The 15693-nt window shown below is 51.2% G+C and carries 15 protein-coding genes and 1 pseudogene; 4 read left to right on the top strand and 12 right to left on the bottom strand.

Going from position 1 to position 15693, the window contains the following annotated elements; translation table 11 throughout:
* Nucleotides 1-1167: 1167 nt before the first annotated feature.
* From QTO31_RS01555 to QTO31_RS01520, 9 genes are all read right to left on the bottom strand, one after another.
* Nucleotides 1168-1716, bottom strand: coding sequence for a PH domain-containing protein (locus QTO31_RS01555; RefSeq protein ID WP_051871211.1), 549 nt, complete (start codon nucleotides 1714-1716; stop codon nucleotides 1168-1170).
* A gap of 187 nt (nucleotides 1717-1903) precedes the next feature.
* Nucleotides 1904-2380: a hypothetical protein gene (locus QTO31_RS01550; protein WP_301427881.1), complete on the bottom strand. Its 477-nt coding sequence runs from the start codon at nucleotides 2378-2380 to the stop codon at nucleotides 1904-1906.
* Nucleotides 2381-3044: 664 nt separating this feature from the next.
* On the bottom strand, nucleotides 3045-4061 hold the full coding sequence (locus QTO31_RS01545; protein ID WP_301427880.1) for a DNA-methyltransferase: 1017 nt from the start codon (nucleotides 4059-4061) through the stop codon (nucleotides 3045-3047).
* Nucleotides 4061-4975 carry a HEAT repeat domain-containing protein gene (locus tag QTO31_RS01540; protein WP_031461229.1) on the bottom strand — a complete coding sequence of 305 codons (915 nt, stop codon included), beginning with the start codon at nucleotides 4973-4975 and terminating at the stop codon, nucleotides 4061-4063. The genes QTO31_RS01545 and QTO31_RS01540 overlap by 1 nt, the downstream gene beginning before the upstream one ends.
* Nucleotides 4976-5179: 204 nt before the next feature.
* Complete coding sequence (locus tag QTO31_RS01535) at nucleotides 5180-5545, bottom strand: hypothetical protein (RefSeq protein ID WP_031461230.1); 366 nt, start codon at nucleotides 5543-5545, stop codon at nucleotides 5180-5182.
* Between the two features lie 161 nt (nucleotides 5546-5706).
* On the bottom strand, nucleotides 5707-6615 hold the full coding sequence (locus tag QTO31_RS01530) for a restriction endonuclease (protein WP_301427879.1): 909 nt from the start codon (nucleotides 6613-6615) through the stop codon (nucleotides 5707-5709).
* A gap of 93 nt (nucleotides 6616-6708) precedes the next feature.
* Nucleotides 6709-6999, bottom strand: a complete 291-nt coding sequence (locus QTO31_RS01525) for a hypothetical protein (RefSeq protein ID WP_301427878.1) — start codon at nucleotides 6997-6999, stop codon at nucleotides 6709-6711.
* Nucleotides 7000-7355: 356 nt separating this feature from the next.
* Nucleotides 7356-7589: a winged helix-turn-helix domain-containing protein gene (locus tag QTO31_RS19215; protein WP_367620608.1), complete on the bottom strand. Its 234-nt coding sequence runs from the start codon at nucleotides 7587-7589 to the stop codon at nucleotides 7356-7358.
* Between the two features lie 14 nt (nucleotides 7590-7603).
* Nucleotides 7604-7930, bottom strand: a complete 327-nt coding sequence (locus QTO31_RS01520; protein WP_201771222.1) for a hypothetical protein — start codon at nucleotides 7928-7930, stop codon at nucleotides 7604-7606.
* 490 nt (nucleotides 7931-8420) lie between these two features.
* On the opposite strand from QTO31_RS01520, the pseudogene QTO31_RS19210 reads away from it, so the two are divergent.
* A pseudogene (locus QTO31_RS19210) lies at nucleotides 8421-8871 on the top strand (dihydrofolate reductase family protein); the annotation flags it as partial.
* A gap of 221 nt (nucleotides 8872-9092) precedes the next feature.
* Here the strand turns inward: QTO31_RS19210 and QTO31_RS01515 are convergent.
* A complete protein-coding gene (locus tag QTO31_RS01515; protein ID WP_301427877.1) occupies nucleotides 9093-9641 on the bottom strand; it encodes a YceI family protein in 549 nt (182 codons plus the stop codon).
* Nucleotides 9642-9816: 175 nt separating this feature from the next.
* Between QTO31_RS01515 and QTO31_RS01510 the strand changes: the two genes are divergently transcribed.
* Nucleotides 9817-9987 (top strand): hypothetical protein, encoded by a 171-nt coding sequence (locus QTO31_RS01510; protein ID WP_301427876.1) that lies wholly within the window; start codon nucleotides 9817-9819, stop codon nucleotides 9985-9987.
* A 245-nt stretch (nucleotides 9988-10232) separates the two neighbouring features.
* Here the strand turns inward: QTO31_RS01510 and QTO31_RS01505 are convergent, their stop codons facing one another.
* Nucleotides 10233-10664: an OsmC family protein gene (locus QTO31_RS01505; protein WP_301427875.1), complete on the bottom strand. Its 432-nt coding sequence runs from the start codon at nucleotides 10662-10664 to the stop codon at nucleotides 10233-10235.
* 129 nt (nucleotides 10665-10793) lie between these two features.
* Between QTO31_RS01505 and QTO31_RS01500 the strand changes: the two genes are divergently transcribed.
* Entirely contained in the window at nucleotides 10794-11969 is a 1176-nt protein-coding gene (locus QTO31_RS01500) for a lycopene cyclase family protein (RefSeq protein ID WP_031460531.1), read from the top strand.
* Between the two features lie 89 nt (nucleotides 11970-12058).
* Here the strand turns inward: QTO31_RS01500 and QTO31_RS01495 are convergent, their stop codons facing one another.
* Entirely contained in the window at nucleotides 12059-12706 is a 648-nt protein-coding gene (locus tag QTO31_RS01495) for a CBS domain-containing protein (protein WP_031460532.1), read from the bottom strand.
* 662 nt (nucleotides 12707-13368) lie between these two features.
* Between QTO31_RS01495 and QTO31_RS01490 the strand changes: the two genes are divergently transcribed.
* A complete protein-coding gene (locus QTO31_RS01490) occupies nucleotides 13369-15519 on the top strand; it encodes a heterodisulfide reductase-related iron-sulfur binding cluster (RefSeq protein WP_301427874.1) in 2151 nt (716 codons plus the stop codon).
* Nucleotides 15520-15693: the final 174 nt, after the last annotated feature.

Here is a 15693-nt window from a genome sequence, read left to right as displayed (position 1 = left end):
GTCTTTTGCTCTTGCCCATCTACACGGAGCACAATAAGGGCGTATTGACCTTTATCCAAAACCTTAAGGAGGACTTTGGTCCCGTCCGGCGAAAGTGAAGCGCTCTGGATGAGGTACTGGGAAGGGAGGGAGGCCTGAAACCGGGTTAATCCGCCGGCCCTGTCTACCGTCCAAAGCTCCCATTGACCCTGAAGGGTTCCTATCGCATAATAGAATTGCCGCCCATCCACGGACCAACCGAGTGGTTGGAGGCCATAAGCAGGTTCATCACTCAGCAACAGCCTCTGTTCTGTTCCATCGGCTGTTACCAGGTAGAGTTCTATCCAAAATGGTACTTGAGGGTTCTCCAGTGCAACTAAGTGACCAAATGCTAAAGCGCGACCGTTAGGCGTCTACATAGCCAGGCAACCTACCTGATTTGCTATATGATGAAGGCCTGTACCGTCCAGGTCAATCACCCACAGTTTCCTTCCGGCAGTTCGTGCAGCTCTCTCGCTAGCATTAGGAGTGATGACAAGGCAAGCAATCTTATCCCGGTCAGGAGAAACAGCCCCTTACACGCCATAACCTACCTTATGGGCGAAGGTGGTAAGTACTCTCCGCAATGTCGGATTCGTGGCGCTAGCCAGCCAGATCGTCGTGGTTCCAGAAAGAGCGTCTGTTTCTCCATACACCATTCAGGCCGGGTGGCAGCGGCCCTGATGGTGTGGGCACAGATGTGGAGTGTATGAAAAGCTGGCGGTGTGATAGTCGCCTATGGCTTAGATACTGCGATTGACGTTCCAGATGGCGTCGGAGTTTTCGGCATTGGATAGGGCAGCGAGGTAACGGTCATCGTAGGAGGTGAAGGCTTCGGTAGGATGGTGGGCGATGGTATCATGGGTGTGGGCTTTGGGGGATGCGTTGGCGTCTCGATAAGGGATTGGAAGGTTTGAAATCCCAGTTGCGCTCCCTCCCGCAGCTGGTTCAGGGTCATGGAAAGAACCACTGCCAGGCCTACAAGCACCAGCAGGCCCAACAAACTTCCTACGATGGTGAACATGCGTTTCATGCTGCGCTTCCAATCGATTCGTGTATGCGCTCCGCTGCAAGTTCGGTCACGCACACAGCGGCCTAACGGCCCGCGCATCACCTGTGTCGCGAAGCGCAATCGGCTCGATGCGCATATTAGCTGCCTTCTCGTTGAGGAGTTCCCTGCTGCCCAGGCTGAGCATCAGCTTGCATATAATGCTCAACAATTTGGGTTATCTTCTTGCGGACTTTAATGGGTTCAACAATTGCTCTAAAACTCTCTCGTGTACCTCCCGTTCCGGTAACCGTGACCGTTCCGAAGTTCAACAATCTGCCCAGTATGTTCTGGTGTACCGAGATACTTTCCACTTTGGGCAACAATATCTCGAGCGTATGTCTGCGAATAAGGCCCCTTTTGGCAATCACACGCTGGTTCGTGACAGCAAATTCGGTTGTAAGGAGAATGATCAACGCCTGAACTCCTAGAAAAATCGAGGATAGGAAAAACCATATGGCAGTTAGCAACAAGAACCCCGCAAGTAACCCCGATGTCATATCACCTTTACCACCTGTCATAAGGGCGTAAACAACGAAGCCGACGCTCACTACGAAAGAAAACACTGAAGGTAAAAACACAGCAGGATGCACATTGGCAGTAAAAAGGACCTTTTCGTTCGGCATTAGATTGTCTTGGATGTAGCCCATAGTCAATTCTCCCGGTTCGTTACTCAGTTATGCCTATCGAACAATGCCTGCTTGCTCTCTTGAATTCAAGAAGACGGCTAACGGCTCGCGCATTAGCCGTCGCGAGCGAGCGAAGCGCTGTTGGCTGGAAGCGCGTGTTGAGCGGCTCCTTGCAATTGCGGCTTTTCTGGAACTACAATCTTCCTGCTTAACCAAAGATGCCGAGAATATCCCAACGGTCTTTCCACGGTTCAAGTCTGCGCTCATCAATCGAGTGGTGCGTTGAATCGGGATTCCCAGGACGTATTCCACCGTGTTTGTTCAGATACGCCTGGTGTGTTTTGTAGATATTATCTTTTATCCACCATTCTGGCACAATCCAGTAGCGTGGGGGTGTGTTGGTATCACCCAAATTGACAAACACCCAAAAGTGAGTTTCATCGGCTTTTGGAGACATTGGCTGACTATCAACGATACTTGAATGCCAGTTCTTCCCACCACGCTTCGTCTTCACTTGAATGTAAACGGTGCGGCTGCTATCGCAGTTGGACGCAATGATGTCGATCTTGGGCATATTTCCAGCAACAGTCACGGCAAATGCACCGCGTTTGTTTCGTTCAGCCGCGACAAAATACTCGCCCGCTCGCGCAACTTGTTGAATGCTTGATCCACGTGACTCTGCCACTACAGAATACTCCTGTACTGTTCAGATACGTGTTGACATAGCCCAATGATAGCACAAAACAGTTCTTCCCACCACGCTTCGTCTTCACTTGAATGTAAACGGTGCGGCTGCTATCGCAGTTGGACGCAATGATGTCGATCTTGGGCATATTTCCAGCAACAGTCACGGCAAATGCACCGCGTTTGTTTCGTTCAGCCGCGACAAAATACTCGCCTGCTTGCGCAACTTGTTGAATGCTTGATCCACGTGACTCTGCCACTACAGAATACTACTGTCCAGATACAGCCGTCCAACGGCTTGCGGTTCAGCCGCCCCACGCAAGGTACCGCATCCCACACCACCAAGCCCGCAAACAAGATGACACGCGGGATCGAGCCGAAGGCGTTCGACTGGATGCGCTTGTTATGCGGCGTGCGGATTGGGCAAAGCCAACGCACCCTGCCGCGCACACCCGCCCGCCACACGCACCCGTACACACGACGCTGCGTGCACGTTGACGTCAAGAAGCACGTGCCTGAACGCGACACAGATCGCACACGCCGCTTTGCATTCTGCTGGTGACGCGCCGTATAATATAAACTGAGCTGAGCCGCCGTGCGGAGCGTCAGCGGAGCAACGTGGGCTCTAGCGCGAGGTTAGTCCGCCGTACTGTGGTTATGCACTCCTACGATGTCTCATATTCGCCCGTCTCCTCCAAAAGATATTGCTGCATTGTTCCCTGCGGAATAATGATCCCCTTTGTGCCTTCAGTGATAAGCTCACTATACAAATCCCTCACGGCATCTTCTTCGGCTCCGTTAAGAAAGCGGAACGCTGACGTCGCAAGGTACGACCGATCAATCTCAAAAGCAATCCATCTCCGCCCCAAAGCTTCCGCCACTGCGCCTGTCGTGTTAGAACCGGCAAAAATGTCTAAAACGGTATCTCCTACATCGGTGAGAAAGTGGATAAAAAACTCTGGGAGCTTCTCAGGGAACCTGGCCGGGTGACCATTGATGCCAACAATCTGACAGCATCTGAGGTATCGCGAGTTGCTCTCAGTATTAGGAATTTGAAGAAGATTTGGCGGGATCGCTCCACCCTTATCCTCCGCAAAACGGCTACTGATGTCGTGTCCAGACGGTCTCTTCTTAGGTGAATAGTATTTGTCGCTGTTCTGCAGCAGAAGCTTCATTCGCTCAGAATAAGGCAGCAGAACTTTGGTAATATCAGCCTTGGGAAAGTCCGTCTTAGAAAACCACCATATGGTATTGACTGCGTCCTTTGCGCGAATTTTGCGTTTGTTCACCCACTCTATAGGGGATGGTAATTTGGATGGGTTAAACCAGAAGAACTCCTCGGCAAGATTCCAGCCTAGATCGTCACACATTCTGATGAGAACGCGATAATTATAGAGCGAGCGAACCGGTCTCCCTCTGCGGTAAGCACCTCCAAGGTCCAGTACAAAACTGCCTGAGCTTTTCAGTACACGTTTTATTTCGATGGCGAACGATAAAAGCCAATCTACATACTCATCCTGATCAACATTACCATATTCTTTCTGACGTTGCAGAGCAAACGGTGGCGACGTGAGCACAAGGTCAATGCTCTCATCAGGAAGCCCCTGCAGCAGCTCAAGAGCATCGCCGACATAGGCTGCTCCATAACGAGTCGTATATAGCGGCTCCGGCAGAGATTCCATCAGTATTCCTCCAGGTTGTAGACCCAACTCGTCATAATTTTCCACAGGACTGTTACGGCGAAATATACCTCTGAGTCTCGCGCCCTCAGTTTCTCTATCTGGTTGATGTATCTTTGCTGATCTTGTGTGCCAAGGATGTATGATACCCAATGACGGACGTCCTCATCATCGGTGAGTGCGTTGAGCAAGTCCTCAAGTTTGAAGTTCCCTGACTTGCTCAATGACTTGCTCAATGCCCAAGCTATTCCCGGCCGTTTATCTGGAGCAGCCCGAGGAAACTCTTTCACGATCTCTCCGGTAAAACGTGAGGCCAATTTCGCGAGAGCTCTGGCGGCCTCGATGCGAATACCCTCATCCACGGCAGAAAAGCTATCGATCAGAACATGCAGAGCCAAGCTGTTGTCAAGTTCACCGAGCGCCCAAGCAGCTCCGGCGCGAATTTCAGGATGTTGCTGGTTATCACTCACAACGCGGCATAACAGTCTGCAAGATGTATCGTTCAGGATCTCTCCCAAAACAATAACAGCTTCCAGTCTATTTTGGAGATAGTCATCTGTCAAACATCGTTCAATGAACGACCACCCTTGTTCTTCATTGTGACGAGCAAGGCCTGCGGCTGCTTCAAGCCTTACATAGATGTGCTCATTGCCCGCATTGACCCTATCAATGAGCGCCTTGGAAACACTCGCTGATTCGAAGGTGGATAAAGCTTTTGCTGCGGTGTATCGCTTGCTCAGAGACGGGCTTAAAAGCTGAGCAATATAATAATCCTTCTGATCGGTTTTTCGCGAGCAGGGGAATTGCTTGACTACAGGGATGACTGCTGCGAGCAGTTGATGTTCAGAAATGACATCTCCTTCACGAACAAGAGGATTCAGATGAAGCCCTTGCTTAGACAGGCTCAATGTGATCATTCTACTATCGTTTTGTCTGCGATATTGAATGCGATCGTTGGTAACGGTCTCAACGATACCTGCAGATTTCGCAACTGCGGCAGGCCAACTGATTCTGGTCTCGAATCCTTCTTCCGCACCTTTTGGTTTCACGAGAACAATAAGGTTGTTTCTCTGGGCAGAACGGAGATCATGAACGGAGATATACTGGACAAGCTCATCGGCTTACCAGTCTATTGGCCTGTCGCTAACCCGCCTGCAAATCACCAATGCTACAAAGTCGCTGTCGTTAAGGCCATAATCCCAACCTCGTTCTGGATCGGACAATGAATGCGACATAGAGATTTCAAAAGTAGTCTTGGCTCTGGATTCGACCCTACGACCACAAGCTACGCAGAGAATATCAGGCACCCTGATCCGCTTAATCTTGATATTCTTCCAAATTTTGAAGCTCATTGAGCCACGCTCAAGTTCGAGGGGGTTGTGCCCTTGAGCTCTCAGATGCTCAAAGACTCGATGTGTCCCTACCGCACCCATCGAAATCTTCTCAAGAAAGCTGACATCAGATTTGAACGCCCAACGGTTGGCCATTATCTTGACTCACCTTAAACTTCTCTTACATGCATTGCTTACACCCGCACGTACAAGATCGCACAGCTCATCACAGCAGGCGGGCTAACGGTCTGCGCTTCACCTGCGCCGCGAAGTGCAGCGGAGCGGCGTCAGGTGAAGCGCGTTTTAGCCAGCCCCTTTTACCCATTGCCAAAGTAATCCGAATCAACTCGTTTAAGTTGGTAAGTCGTTACTGTAGTAACACCTACATCGTAGTCTATCATTAACTCAGCTAGACGTTTTCCGTCAATCAGGACAATCTTAGCATCAATGCTTGATACATATTCCACAGCTTCTTTAGAAAACGATGAAGTTGTAATAAAGACTCCTTTCTTCGATCGTTTCCCCATAAGTGCTCCAACAAACTTCTGTATCTCAGGTCTTCCCACAACATTGTCCCATCTTTTGGCTTGTATATAGATGGTGTCAAGCCCAAGTCTATCTTCATCAATAATGCCATCTATCCCCTCATCGCCTACTTGTCCTACTGCTCTTGCCGCATCACGACGCGACCCCCCGTATCCCATACTTACAAGAAGCTCGACCACAAGACGTTCAAAAAACGAAGGAGAGCTTTGCTTGACCAATCCCAACAGTTCTTGAGCTAAACCGTCTCGTATTTCTTCATAGGCATCTTCAAGAATTTCTTCTGGTGTTTTCTCTTCTTCATTGTTCCTTGATTCTTTGGGTCTGCGACGCACACCCTCGCGTTCTCGGAATTCAACATATTCAGGAAATTGCTCGAGAAATCTCGTATCAATTCGTGATGGATTACTTGCCAGTACTTGCTTACCACGCTCAGTTATTCTGTAATATGAGCGGCGTGACATTTCAAAAAGTCCCGCTTTAGTCAAATAAGTTCTGGCCCAACCTACCCGATTGTAAAAGATTTTCTGCTTGCCGCTGGGTGACAAAGTGTTTAACTCATCTTGACTAAGAGCAAATTTCTTAGCAAGGGTACTCATTAAATCCTGAACGGAGTGCTCTTGCTCGTCACTAAAACATTGCAAGAGCGGAAGCATAATCGTTTGGAAATTTGGTATTGACATATTTCTCTCCAAAGGACTAGGGCTGCCTAACGGCCTGTGCTTCACCTGCGCCGCGCAGCGCAGCGGCGTCAGGTGGAAGCGCGTGTTGGGCAGCTATTTTTGTGTTCCTGACCATTGGTTAGCCAGCTTTATCACCTTTCGCGTCGCAACGGGCACAAAGGCTGCCCCCGCAATGATTACTGTTCCCAAGTAATAGCGCCACACCCAACCATCTTCACGAAATATAAGGGGATGGTAATCGGTTGTCAATGAGCTGGTTCCCAGGTTGACAATCGTCCATGCGTAGGTAGCCGGTATCATTTGCACTGGAGCAAGCCAGAGTAACCGTTGTAGCCAGTGAAGGTAGCGTTCTGGGGGCATTCGTTTAGGAAATTGACCTGACATCTCATAATTGCTGACCCATATGAGGGGCATCCACATCATGAGTAAGAGGATCTCAGAGACTTTGTGCGCAAATATAGGTCCACTCAAGAAGCCGATCCAGCCCAATGAAGGGATATCTTGCTGAGCTAAGCGGAAGAAATCCCACGCCAGAAATATGCCCCCGATCGCTCATACGAGGCTCATCATGCGGTCATTACGAGCTAACTGCTCAGGAGTCATTGGCCTGAAGAGTCGCATCTTCATCCTCCCATCTCATGTAATTTTCACTGTGCATCCGCCTAATGGCACCGAGCTCAGCCGCTGCGACCGAGCGCAGCGAGGGAGCAGTCGGCTGGGACGAGTTGTTAGGCGCAATTCTATTTCTTCTGAGTAGTGACTGCTACAAGCCACCGTCTTCCTGCTTCCGTAATCTCCCATACCCCACGCGGAGAGTCTGATGACATCAAGCCCTCTTTCACCATTGCATTTCGTGCCCATTGAGCGGTATTACGCCAACGAGGTAGGGTGGGGTCTGAGGGCAATGTAGAACGGTCGTAGGCATTTAACCGGCCTCGCATTTTCGCTTCTACTTTATCCAAAACATCTGACATAGGAGCAGAGCCGCCTAATTCAACCAGGCTTTGGAGTACGGGATACGAAAAGTGTCTTCAGAGGTACGTAGACCACGCTTCAATCTCTCAGCGACTTTTCTGCTTCTCTTCCATACCTTTGGAGAGGGCACAGTGGCAAAGATATTGAGCCACTCTTTCTGCAGGTCCTTAACCTTGCTTCGAAAAGCCGCCATTTGCGAGCCTTTCTCCATTAGGTTCCTTGCGACGTCATATTTGCCACTCTGGAAAGCCTGCGCTCCCTGCTGATTCAGCACTGCAATAGCGTTCTCGATTTCTTCTAGAACAATATCGAAAGCAACTGCAACCTCATTTTGGTCCATCAGACTCTCCTCTTGCACACTGCAACGAATGTGCACTTGCGCCTAACCTGTAACTAGACGGACATCTATTATACCCAGGTTAAGAACGACAAACATCCATCTATCTTTCCCTACAGCGGTTTATACGGATAATCATCCGTATTTCACCATCCTGCAGCGGTATAGACGGACAAACCGCCATCTAAACTTGGCTCTTGTCAAAACGGAACTAATGTACTACACCGGAGCCGCTCTCAGCGTGCTGTTTATGTTTTACCATATCTCACCATAGAAAAATGCCGAGTGCAGTGGCAAGAGGATAAGCGCACCGATGCCATCCGTTCCCCACCTCATCGCGCTGATGTATAATGGGACGAAATATGGGTTTCACCGCCAAGACAAGATTAGTATTACATCTGATACCGCTCCACGACGTTCACTCGGCGTCGGTGAATAGCAAGCCGTCGGCTGGTTTCACTGATAGTATTCTTCGTAAGAGGGCCAAATAGGAATGAGAAAAATTATCGTGCTTGACCATATTTCCCTTGACGGAATCATGCAAGCCCCGGACGGACCGGAAGAAGATACCAGTGGTGGCTTTGTGTACGGTGGTTGGATATGCTCATATTCTGATGAGACTCTCGGAACGCTTATAAGAAGGCAAATGCAATTGCCGTTTGACTCGTTGTTAGGACGTACAACCTTTGAAATTTGGAAGCAATACTAGCCTCAACATGCAGACATATGGCATCATGTCAATGTGGCTGTTAAATACGTTGTATCAAATACCAGAACTTCTAGCAGTTGGCAGCCGTCCGTGTTTTTAAGTGGAAATATTCCAGAAAAAATCGCTAATCTTAAGCAGCAGCACGGTTCAGATTTGCACGTTTGGGGAAGTAGTGAACTTGTTCAGACTCTCATCAGGCATGATTTATGTAGATACGTTTTGGCTGATGATATATGTGAGTAAGTAAAAACTGGTATGAGCTGGTGGCCGGTGATGCTTTGCAGCGCCTAGCTGTGAAGCACCCCAAGCAAGCTGACCTGCCCACGATGGCACAGGAATGGGGAGGTGGCAGATGGTAACATGCAGAAGTTGTGAACCTGCCCCTCCCAATATGCGTGATGGGACATTCACAAGACGTCAGAAAAGCGTCGTAGACGAATGCCCAATAGCGTATAGCTACACTGCAACTGAAGTTTCTTGGGGTACCTGCTTGACAATTTCAAGTTCGATGTCGATAGCAACCTCTTCACCAACTAGTACCCCACCCGTTTCAAGGGCTACGTTCCAGGTTAACCCCCAGTCTTTGCGGTTGATCCTCGTCGTAGCGCTGAAACCGGCGCTGACTGTTCCCCAAGGTGACTTTGATTGTCCGTTGTACTCTACATCAAGCACGACCTCGCGGGTAACGCCGCGTATCGTCAGATCACCGATGAGTCGTCCGTGATTGTCATCAATCACTTCAATCTGCTTGCTGACAAACGTGAGCGTTGGGTAATTGGCGACATCCAGAAAGTCGGGTGACATCAGATGAGCATCACGGCGTTCATCGCGAGTATCGATGCTGCTCGCATCAATGTTCACTTTTACTGATGAATTCACCGGGTTGAGTTCGTCGAAATCAACCGTGCCATCAAATCGCGAAAAGCGGCCACGTACCCTGGAAATCATCATGTGGCGTACCGAGAAGGTTATGGTTGAATGGGAAGTGTCAATGATCCACGTCATAGCGCATGTGCTCCTGTCAGATTACAGATATACCTCACGTGATAGAGCATACTTGCCTACCGTAGACAGGAGCGTAAGCAGGAGCGTGAGCAGAATGCCAGAGCTTTTCAAAGAGCAACATAGGGAGAAGAGCGAGTAAGAATGTGAGTTCCCGATCCATCCACGCTATGTGTGGATGCGTGTAACGCCGCGCTCCGATAGCGATCTGCCAGAACCTCCTTTTGACTCGCTGATCGCGCTCGTCAGCGCAACGATAGGGGCAGGTTCACCACCGCAAGCCGAACCTGGCGAGGAATGGTGTCCTGATGTGCCAAACGATGGTTTACGGCTACACAACGCGGGTTAGCAGTCGGCGTTTTCAGACGAATCAAACTCTGAAAACTATCGGCAGAATGCGAGGTGAATAGAGGGATGTATTCAAAGAGGCAGCAGGTGGAATAGAAGTCCGCCCGCTGCCTGAACGTGGCTGGTGTCGTGTACAGACATCAGTGGTCTGCTGTTCTCGATCAACAACCGCGTGCGATGGTAGGGAAGTTGCACGCACCAATCCTGACAGCTTCCCGTGCTGTTGTTCTTGCAACTGACCAACAACTAATCGAGCGTCGGTACAATCTCGTAGCGATAGCGAATATTGACCGTTGCGCCTAGCATACGCCAAACCGGGCAGTAGCGTTCACGTGAGAGTTCAATCGCCCGTTCGAGTGCAGCCGGCTCAACTTCACCTGCGCACCGGTATACCAGCTCTATTTCAGTGTACGGTTTCGGATACTCATCGCCTCGTACACCCTGTGCCCGTACCTCAAGCCCGGCTACCGGTTGCCGTTTCTTGCGCAGAATGCTGATCACATCCATTGCCGTACAGCCGGCCAACGCCATCAGCACTGTTTCCATTGGTGAAGGCCCGGCCAGTTCGGTATTGCCTTCGTGTGGGCTGTCAAGTTCTATCGGACGCCCAGAGTTCGCAACCGCTGTAAAGTGCAGGCCTTCACGCAGCCGCACACTGGCATTAATCACTGCTCCCATACAGATCCTCTCGATGTAAACGGCGAAAGAGCTGATCAGTCAATATTGCTATTGACTTTACCATCAGTATAACACTCCGGGTTATAATGTAAGAAGAGCAGGCCAAATGGCCGTAACAGAAGAAAACCTATGGACTACGACTATATTATTATTGGTGCAGGAGCGGCCGGTCTTAGTCTGGCCTATCAGCTTGGACAAAGTCCATTAGCTCATCAGACCATTCTGATAATCGATCCCAATGTCACTCGGCGCAACGACCGCACTTGGTGTTTCTGGGAAATCGGCGAGGGTTCCTTTGAAGCGGTTGTTTCACGACGTTGGGAGCATCTCTGGCTTCACGACAGCCAGTGGTCGTCCCGGTTAGCCATTGCGCCGTACCAGTACAAGCTGATCCAGGGAATTGACTTCTACCACTTTGTCGATAACTGGATCGCACAACGCCCGAACATTACCCGCTTGTACGGCAGCGTTGATCGCCTGGTTGAATTGCCCAACGGGGTTGCTGCAATTGTTGGTGGAAAGCAGTACACGGCACGCTTTGCCTTCAACAGCGTGTACCGCCCGGCGCCAACACCACCCGGTTATCATAGCTGGCTGCAACACTTCAAGGGCTGGGTGATTACTACTCGCCAGCCGGTATTTGATGCGGAAGCAGCGACGTTTATGGATTTTCGGATTCCGCAAGCCGGTGATGTGCGATTTGGCTATGTTTTACCCTTCGATACGCATACAGCGCTGGTAGAGTACACTATCTTCTCGCCACAACTGGTCAGTCAGTCTGAGTATGAGGTCGGTTTACAACGCTACATTTCTGGACAGCTCGGTATTGACCAATACGACATTACCCATGTCGAGTATGGGATCATCCCGATGAGTGATGTGCCCTTACCACTTCGTCCTAGTCCGCATGTGCTTAACATTGGTACTGCTGGTGGGATGAGTAAACCATCAACCGGCTATACCTTCCAACGTATCCAACGTCAGACCCGGCAAATCGTGGCGAGTCTGCTCAAGGAGGGGCATCCATTCTACCCACAACCATTGTTTAACCGGCACGCCCTTATGGATAGCATCTTGCTCAATGTCCTTGATGCAGGACGCACGCCAGGGCATCGTTTCTTCGCCAACCTGTTCCGCCATAATCCGATTCAGCGGGTATTACGCTTCCTCGACGAAGAGACGACGATCACCGAGGATATGGCGCTGATGTCATCCGTTGAACTCATGCCGTTTGTTGTTGCAACACTGGCGGTAGCCTGGGGACGCATGAGCGGATTAGGGCGACGGGCATTGGAGATGGGGTAAACGAGGAGAGAGGAGAGTGAGAACAGGCCTGGAGCCTATCCAACTGCGAAAAGCTAACTCCTCCTCTCTCCTCACGATAGGGTGAGGGCTTACGGATGGCTCTCGCGCACATCAACAACTTTCGCAACCACCGGTGTGATCACTTCGCGCACCTGATCAATCGTCATTCCACTTACCTTAAAAGTAACTTCCGACATCGTCGCTGTTTCTCCGGCAAAGGTACCAAGGGCTATGATATTCCCGCCACTGTTAGCAATTGCCGCAGTCAGCCTGGCTAGGGCACCCGGTTCATCAGCCATCGTCACCGTCGCCCGGATACCAGGTGAACGGGCCCCCATCAGCTCAAGAAAGACTTTGAAGAGATCGGTTTCGGTAATAATGCCAACTAGCTCATTTCCTTTCATCACCGGCAAACCACCGATCCGGCGGTCGGCCATAATGCGCGCTGCCTCTTCGATAGGCGTATCGACAGTAACTGTGTAGACCTCTCTGGTCATTACCCGTTCAACTGTTAACTTGCTTAACAGGTAATTCAATTCCCAAACGCTCAGCGTCGTTGCTGGCGAAGGCGAGGCGTTGATCAGGTCTTTGAGAGAGACGATACCAACTAGATGCCCATGAGAAACAACCGGTGCACGCCGAATGTGTTCGGTGCGCATAAGATGCATTGCATCGTGAATCGATGTATCGGGGGTAACTGTGATCGGGGGATGCGACATCCGTTCGCCAACAAACATAAAGACACCTCCCTGATGCCTCGTCTCGTGAGCAGCGCCTTCGCTGCTCTCTCGTTCAACTATACCATGTCTTGCCGTAGACGAAAGTAAATGAGTGACAACGTTCACGGGCATCACCATCCCCCGGGTGCTGGGCCGCTGGCCCGCCGGGTGCGCTCCTTAAAGCCTGATCAAAAACCCAGCTTTCTCACTGACTACGTGCCGTACTTGTGCGACCATGGCGTGAGGGGTTGCCAACATGCTTTCGCGCTGGCCACGCTCTGTCCCCCTTCCTCACCCCGTGTGGGAGCGGAAGGGGCGAGGGGGAAGGTGAGGGGGTCAACCATCCCCTTCAATCGCCTCGTGTAGAAGTGGAAAGGAGCCAAGGTGGAAGGTCGGGGCAGTTGTTCGCCACCGTTCTCCGAACCATTCTGGAGATGCCATGGTCGCACCGCATCAAAAACTCGGGTGTTTGATGCGGCGCTTCGTTACTCGCCACTTCAGCCGACACCCTTGCTGAGCGCCTGATCAAACCCACGAGTTTCTGCGCAGGCGTTCACTGCTGAATATGCTACAAACATCACAACCTCATTCTCCGCTATCCCTGTCGCATTGACGCAATGCAGTACGAATGATAAGATCAACAAAGTTCCGGGTACCTGCATTGAAGCGGAGAAAAAGGAATGGAGCAAGAGCAAATTATTGCAATCCGCGAGATCTACTGGAACATCGATCATACCGTCGGCTCAACGTTTCTCTACCTGACGGCCCTGATTACCACAGTGGTGATGGCGTGGGGTATCTTGCGTGATATTGCACGCTGGCGAAGAGGGAAACCGGCAAATCGGATTGGAAACCCGCTGAACCGTCTCCTTGAGTTTACCCGTCAAAGTTTGGGTCAGAAAAAGGTGCTGCGCGACCGTCGGGCCGGAGTGATGCACGCCCTTATCTTCTTCGGCTTCCTGGCTTTGTTTATCGGTACTGACATCATTGCTGTCGAAGAAGATTTTACCGTGCCATTGATGGGTGAACAGGCCGGAAAAATTCTGGTCGGCGATTTCTACAAGAGCTACGAATTCATTCTCGATACGCTCGGGTTGGCCTTTGTGGCCGGTTTGCTCTGGGCAACGTGGCGACGCTACCGCACACGTCCTGATCGGCTCGATAATCGGCGTACTGATGCCTGGGTGCTCGGTATCATGCTCTTCCTGGGTATTGGCGGTTTCTTGATCGAAGGACTGCGCATTGCCAATCAAACGATCAGTGGGGTGGCGGTATACGAGCAAGATTGGGCCAGGCTGGCATATGTTGGGTTTGCTTTGGCGACGGTGTTTCGGGCAATTGGCTTGGGTGATGGCAGCCCGGTCGCATTAACCATTCATCCAATTCTCTGGTATACCCACGCTGCTGCGACCGGGCTGTTTATGGCCTCGTTGCCGTTTAGCAAGTTTCGCCATATTCTGTATACGCCGCTCAATACGTTCTTCCGCGATCTTCAGCCAAAGGGCGCACTCGATCCTATCCCCAATCTCGAAGCCGAAATTGAAAAGGATGAACCACGGCTTGGAGTTACGACACTGGCCGATCTGACCTGGAAGCGACGGATGGATCTCGACGCCTGTATGCGCTGTGGCCGCTGTCAGAGTGTCTGCCCGGCGCATACCAGTGGTGCGCTGCTTTCACCTAAGTATCTGATAACCAAAATGGCCGATTTGCAGCGGGGCGATCCGATCCACTTCAAAGACGGAACCGTTCGCACACTGGCTCAATTGAACGGTAACGGAGCTACTGCTGAGACACTCCCGCTGGTGGGTACTGTGATCGAGGCTGAAGAGCTGTGGGCATGCACAACTTGCAATGCCTGTGTTCATGAGTGTCCGGCGATGATTGAACACGTAGACGATATTGTAGATATGCGTCGCCATCTCACCATGATTGCTAGTGAAGTACCACAGGGTGTTAAGCGCGTCTTAGAAGGGATCGAACGCCAGAGTAATCCATGGCGGTTACCGGCCCGTGAGCGTACTGCGTGGACGGAAGGGCTTGATGTGCCGCTGTTAGCCGAGAAGGAACAGGTTGAGGTTCTTTACTGGGTTGGCTGTGCACCGAGTTACGACGAACGTTCGCGTAAAGTCGCACGAGCAATGGTGCAACTTCTCCAACAGGCTGGGGTAGATTTTGCGATTCTCGGCGAAGAGGAATGTTGTACCGGCGATCCGGCCCGTCGGATGGGAGAAGAGTTGCTCTTCCAGTCGCAGGCTCAGCAGGCGATTGAGACAATGCATCAGTACAAGTTCCGTACTGTCGTTACCACCTGCGCACATTGTTTCAACAGCATCAAAAATGAATATCCCCAATTCGGTGGGCGGGCCGGTATTGATTACGAAGTAGTGCACCATACCGAGTTTCTGGCCCGTCTGGTTCGTGAAGGGCGGCTCAAGCCGCAAACTCCGGTGCAAGAGCGGGTAGCGTACCACGATCCATGCTACATTGGTCGCTACAACGATATTTACGACGATCCGCGCACGCTGCTGACCAGCATTCCAGGGCTTGAGCTTGTCGAGGCCCCGGATCGTAACCGTGAGCGGGCGATGTGTTGTGGTGGTGGCGGTGGTAATGTCTGGCTCGAACGCTGGGGCGAGCGCAATGTGAATGTTATGCGGCTTGAACAGCTTACGGCTGCCCAACCACAAACGATAGCCGTTGCCTGCCCGTTTTGTATGGTGATGTTTGAAGACGCGGCCAAGAATACCGGTCGGGCCGAGACACTCCAGCGCCGCGATGTGGCCGAGCTGTTGCTAGAGAGTGTCAGGGGGCATACCCAGACATCGTAAGCGCTGGCGTTGGGGGAGGGTGGATCATCGTTGCTCCTCTGATACCAGTTCTGTCTGTCATATCTGTCAGCAACGGTAGGGGCGGGTGCTACCGCTCCTACCTCCTTGCAAGGAGAGCGATCATACGGCCATCCCATCCCCCGGCATACCGACCGGTGACTGTGTATCGGAGAT

Source organism: Chloroflexus sp. MS-CIW-1 (assembly GCF_030444705.1).
Lineage (GTDB): Bacteria > Chloroflexota > Chloroflexia > Chloroflexales > Chloroflexaceae > Chloroflexus.
This window is presented reverse-complemented; position numbering and strand designations above follow the sequence as displayed.

Coding starts and splice junctions, on each gene's coding strand:
- QTO31_RS01500 (WP_031460531.1), top strand. CDS start 10,794: ATGGACTACGACTATATTATTATTGGTGCAGGAGCGGCCGGTCTTAGT.
- QTO31_RS01510 (WP_301427876.1), top strand. CDS start 9,817: ATGCGTGTAACGCCGCGCTCCGATAGCGATCTGCCAGAACCTCCTTTT.
- QTO31_RS01515 (WP_301427877.1), bottom strand. CDS start 9,641: ATGACGTGGATCATTGACACTTCCCATTCAACCATAACCTTCTCGGTA.
- QTO31_RS01555 (WP_051871211.1), bottom strand. CDS start 1,716: ATGGGCTACATCCAAGACAATCTAATGCCGAACGAAAAGGTCCTTTTT.
- QTO31_RS01525 (WP_301427878.1), bottom strand. CDS start 6,999: ATGTCAGGTCAATTTCCTAAACGAATGCCCCCAGAACGCTACCTTCAC.
- QTO31_RS01530 (WP_301427879.1), bottom strand. CDS start 6,615: ATGTCAATACCAAATTTCCAAACGATTATGCTTCCGCTCTTGCAATGT.
- QTO31_RS01505 (WP_301427875.1), bottom strand. CDS start 10,664: ATGGGAGCAGTGATTAATGCCAGTGTGCGGCTGCGTGAAGGCCTGCAC.
- QTO31_RS01520 (WP_201771222.1), bottom strand. CDS start 7,930: ATGGACCAAAATGAGGTTGCAGTTGCTTTCGATATTGTTCTAGAAGAA.
- QTO31_RS01490 (WP_301427874.1), top strand. CDS start 13,369: ATGGAGCAAGAGCAAATTATTGCAATCCGCGAGATCTACTGGAACATC.
- QTO31_RS01545 (WP_301427880.1), bottom strand. CDS start 4,061: ATGGAATCTCTGCCGGAGCCGCTATATACGACTCGTTATGGAGCAGCC.
- QTO31_RS01535 (WP_031461230.1), bottom strand. CDS start 5,545: ATGGCCAACCGTTGGGCGTTCAAATCTGATGTCAGCTTTCTTGAGAAG.
- QTO31_RS01540 (WP_031461229.1), bottom strand. CDS start 4,975: ATGATCACATTGAGCCTGTCTAAGCAAGGGCTTCATCTGAATCCTCTT.
- QTO31_RS19215 (WP_367620608.1), bottom strand. CDS start 7,589: ATGTCAGATGTTTTGGATAAAGTAGAAGCGAAAATGCGAGGCCGGTTA.
- QTO31_RS01495 (WP_031460532.1), bottom strand. CDS start 12,706: ATGTTTGTTGGCGAACGGATGTCGCATCCCCCGATCACAGTTACCCCC.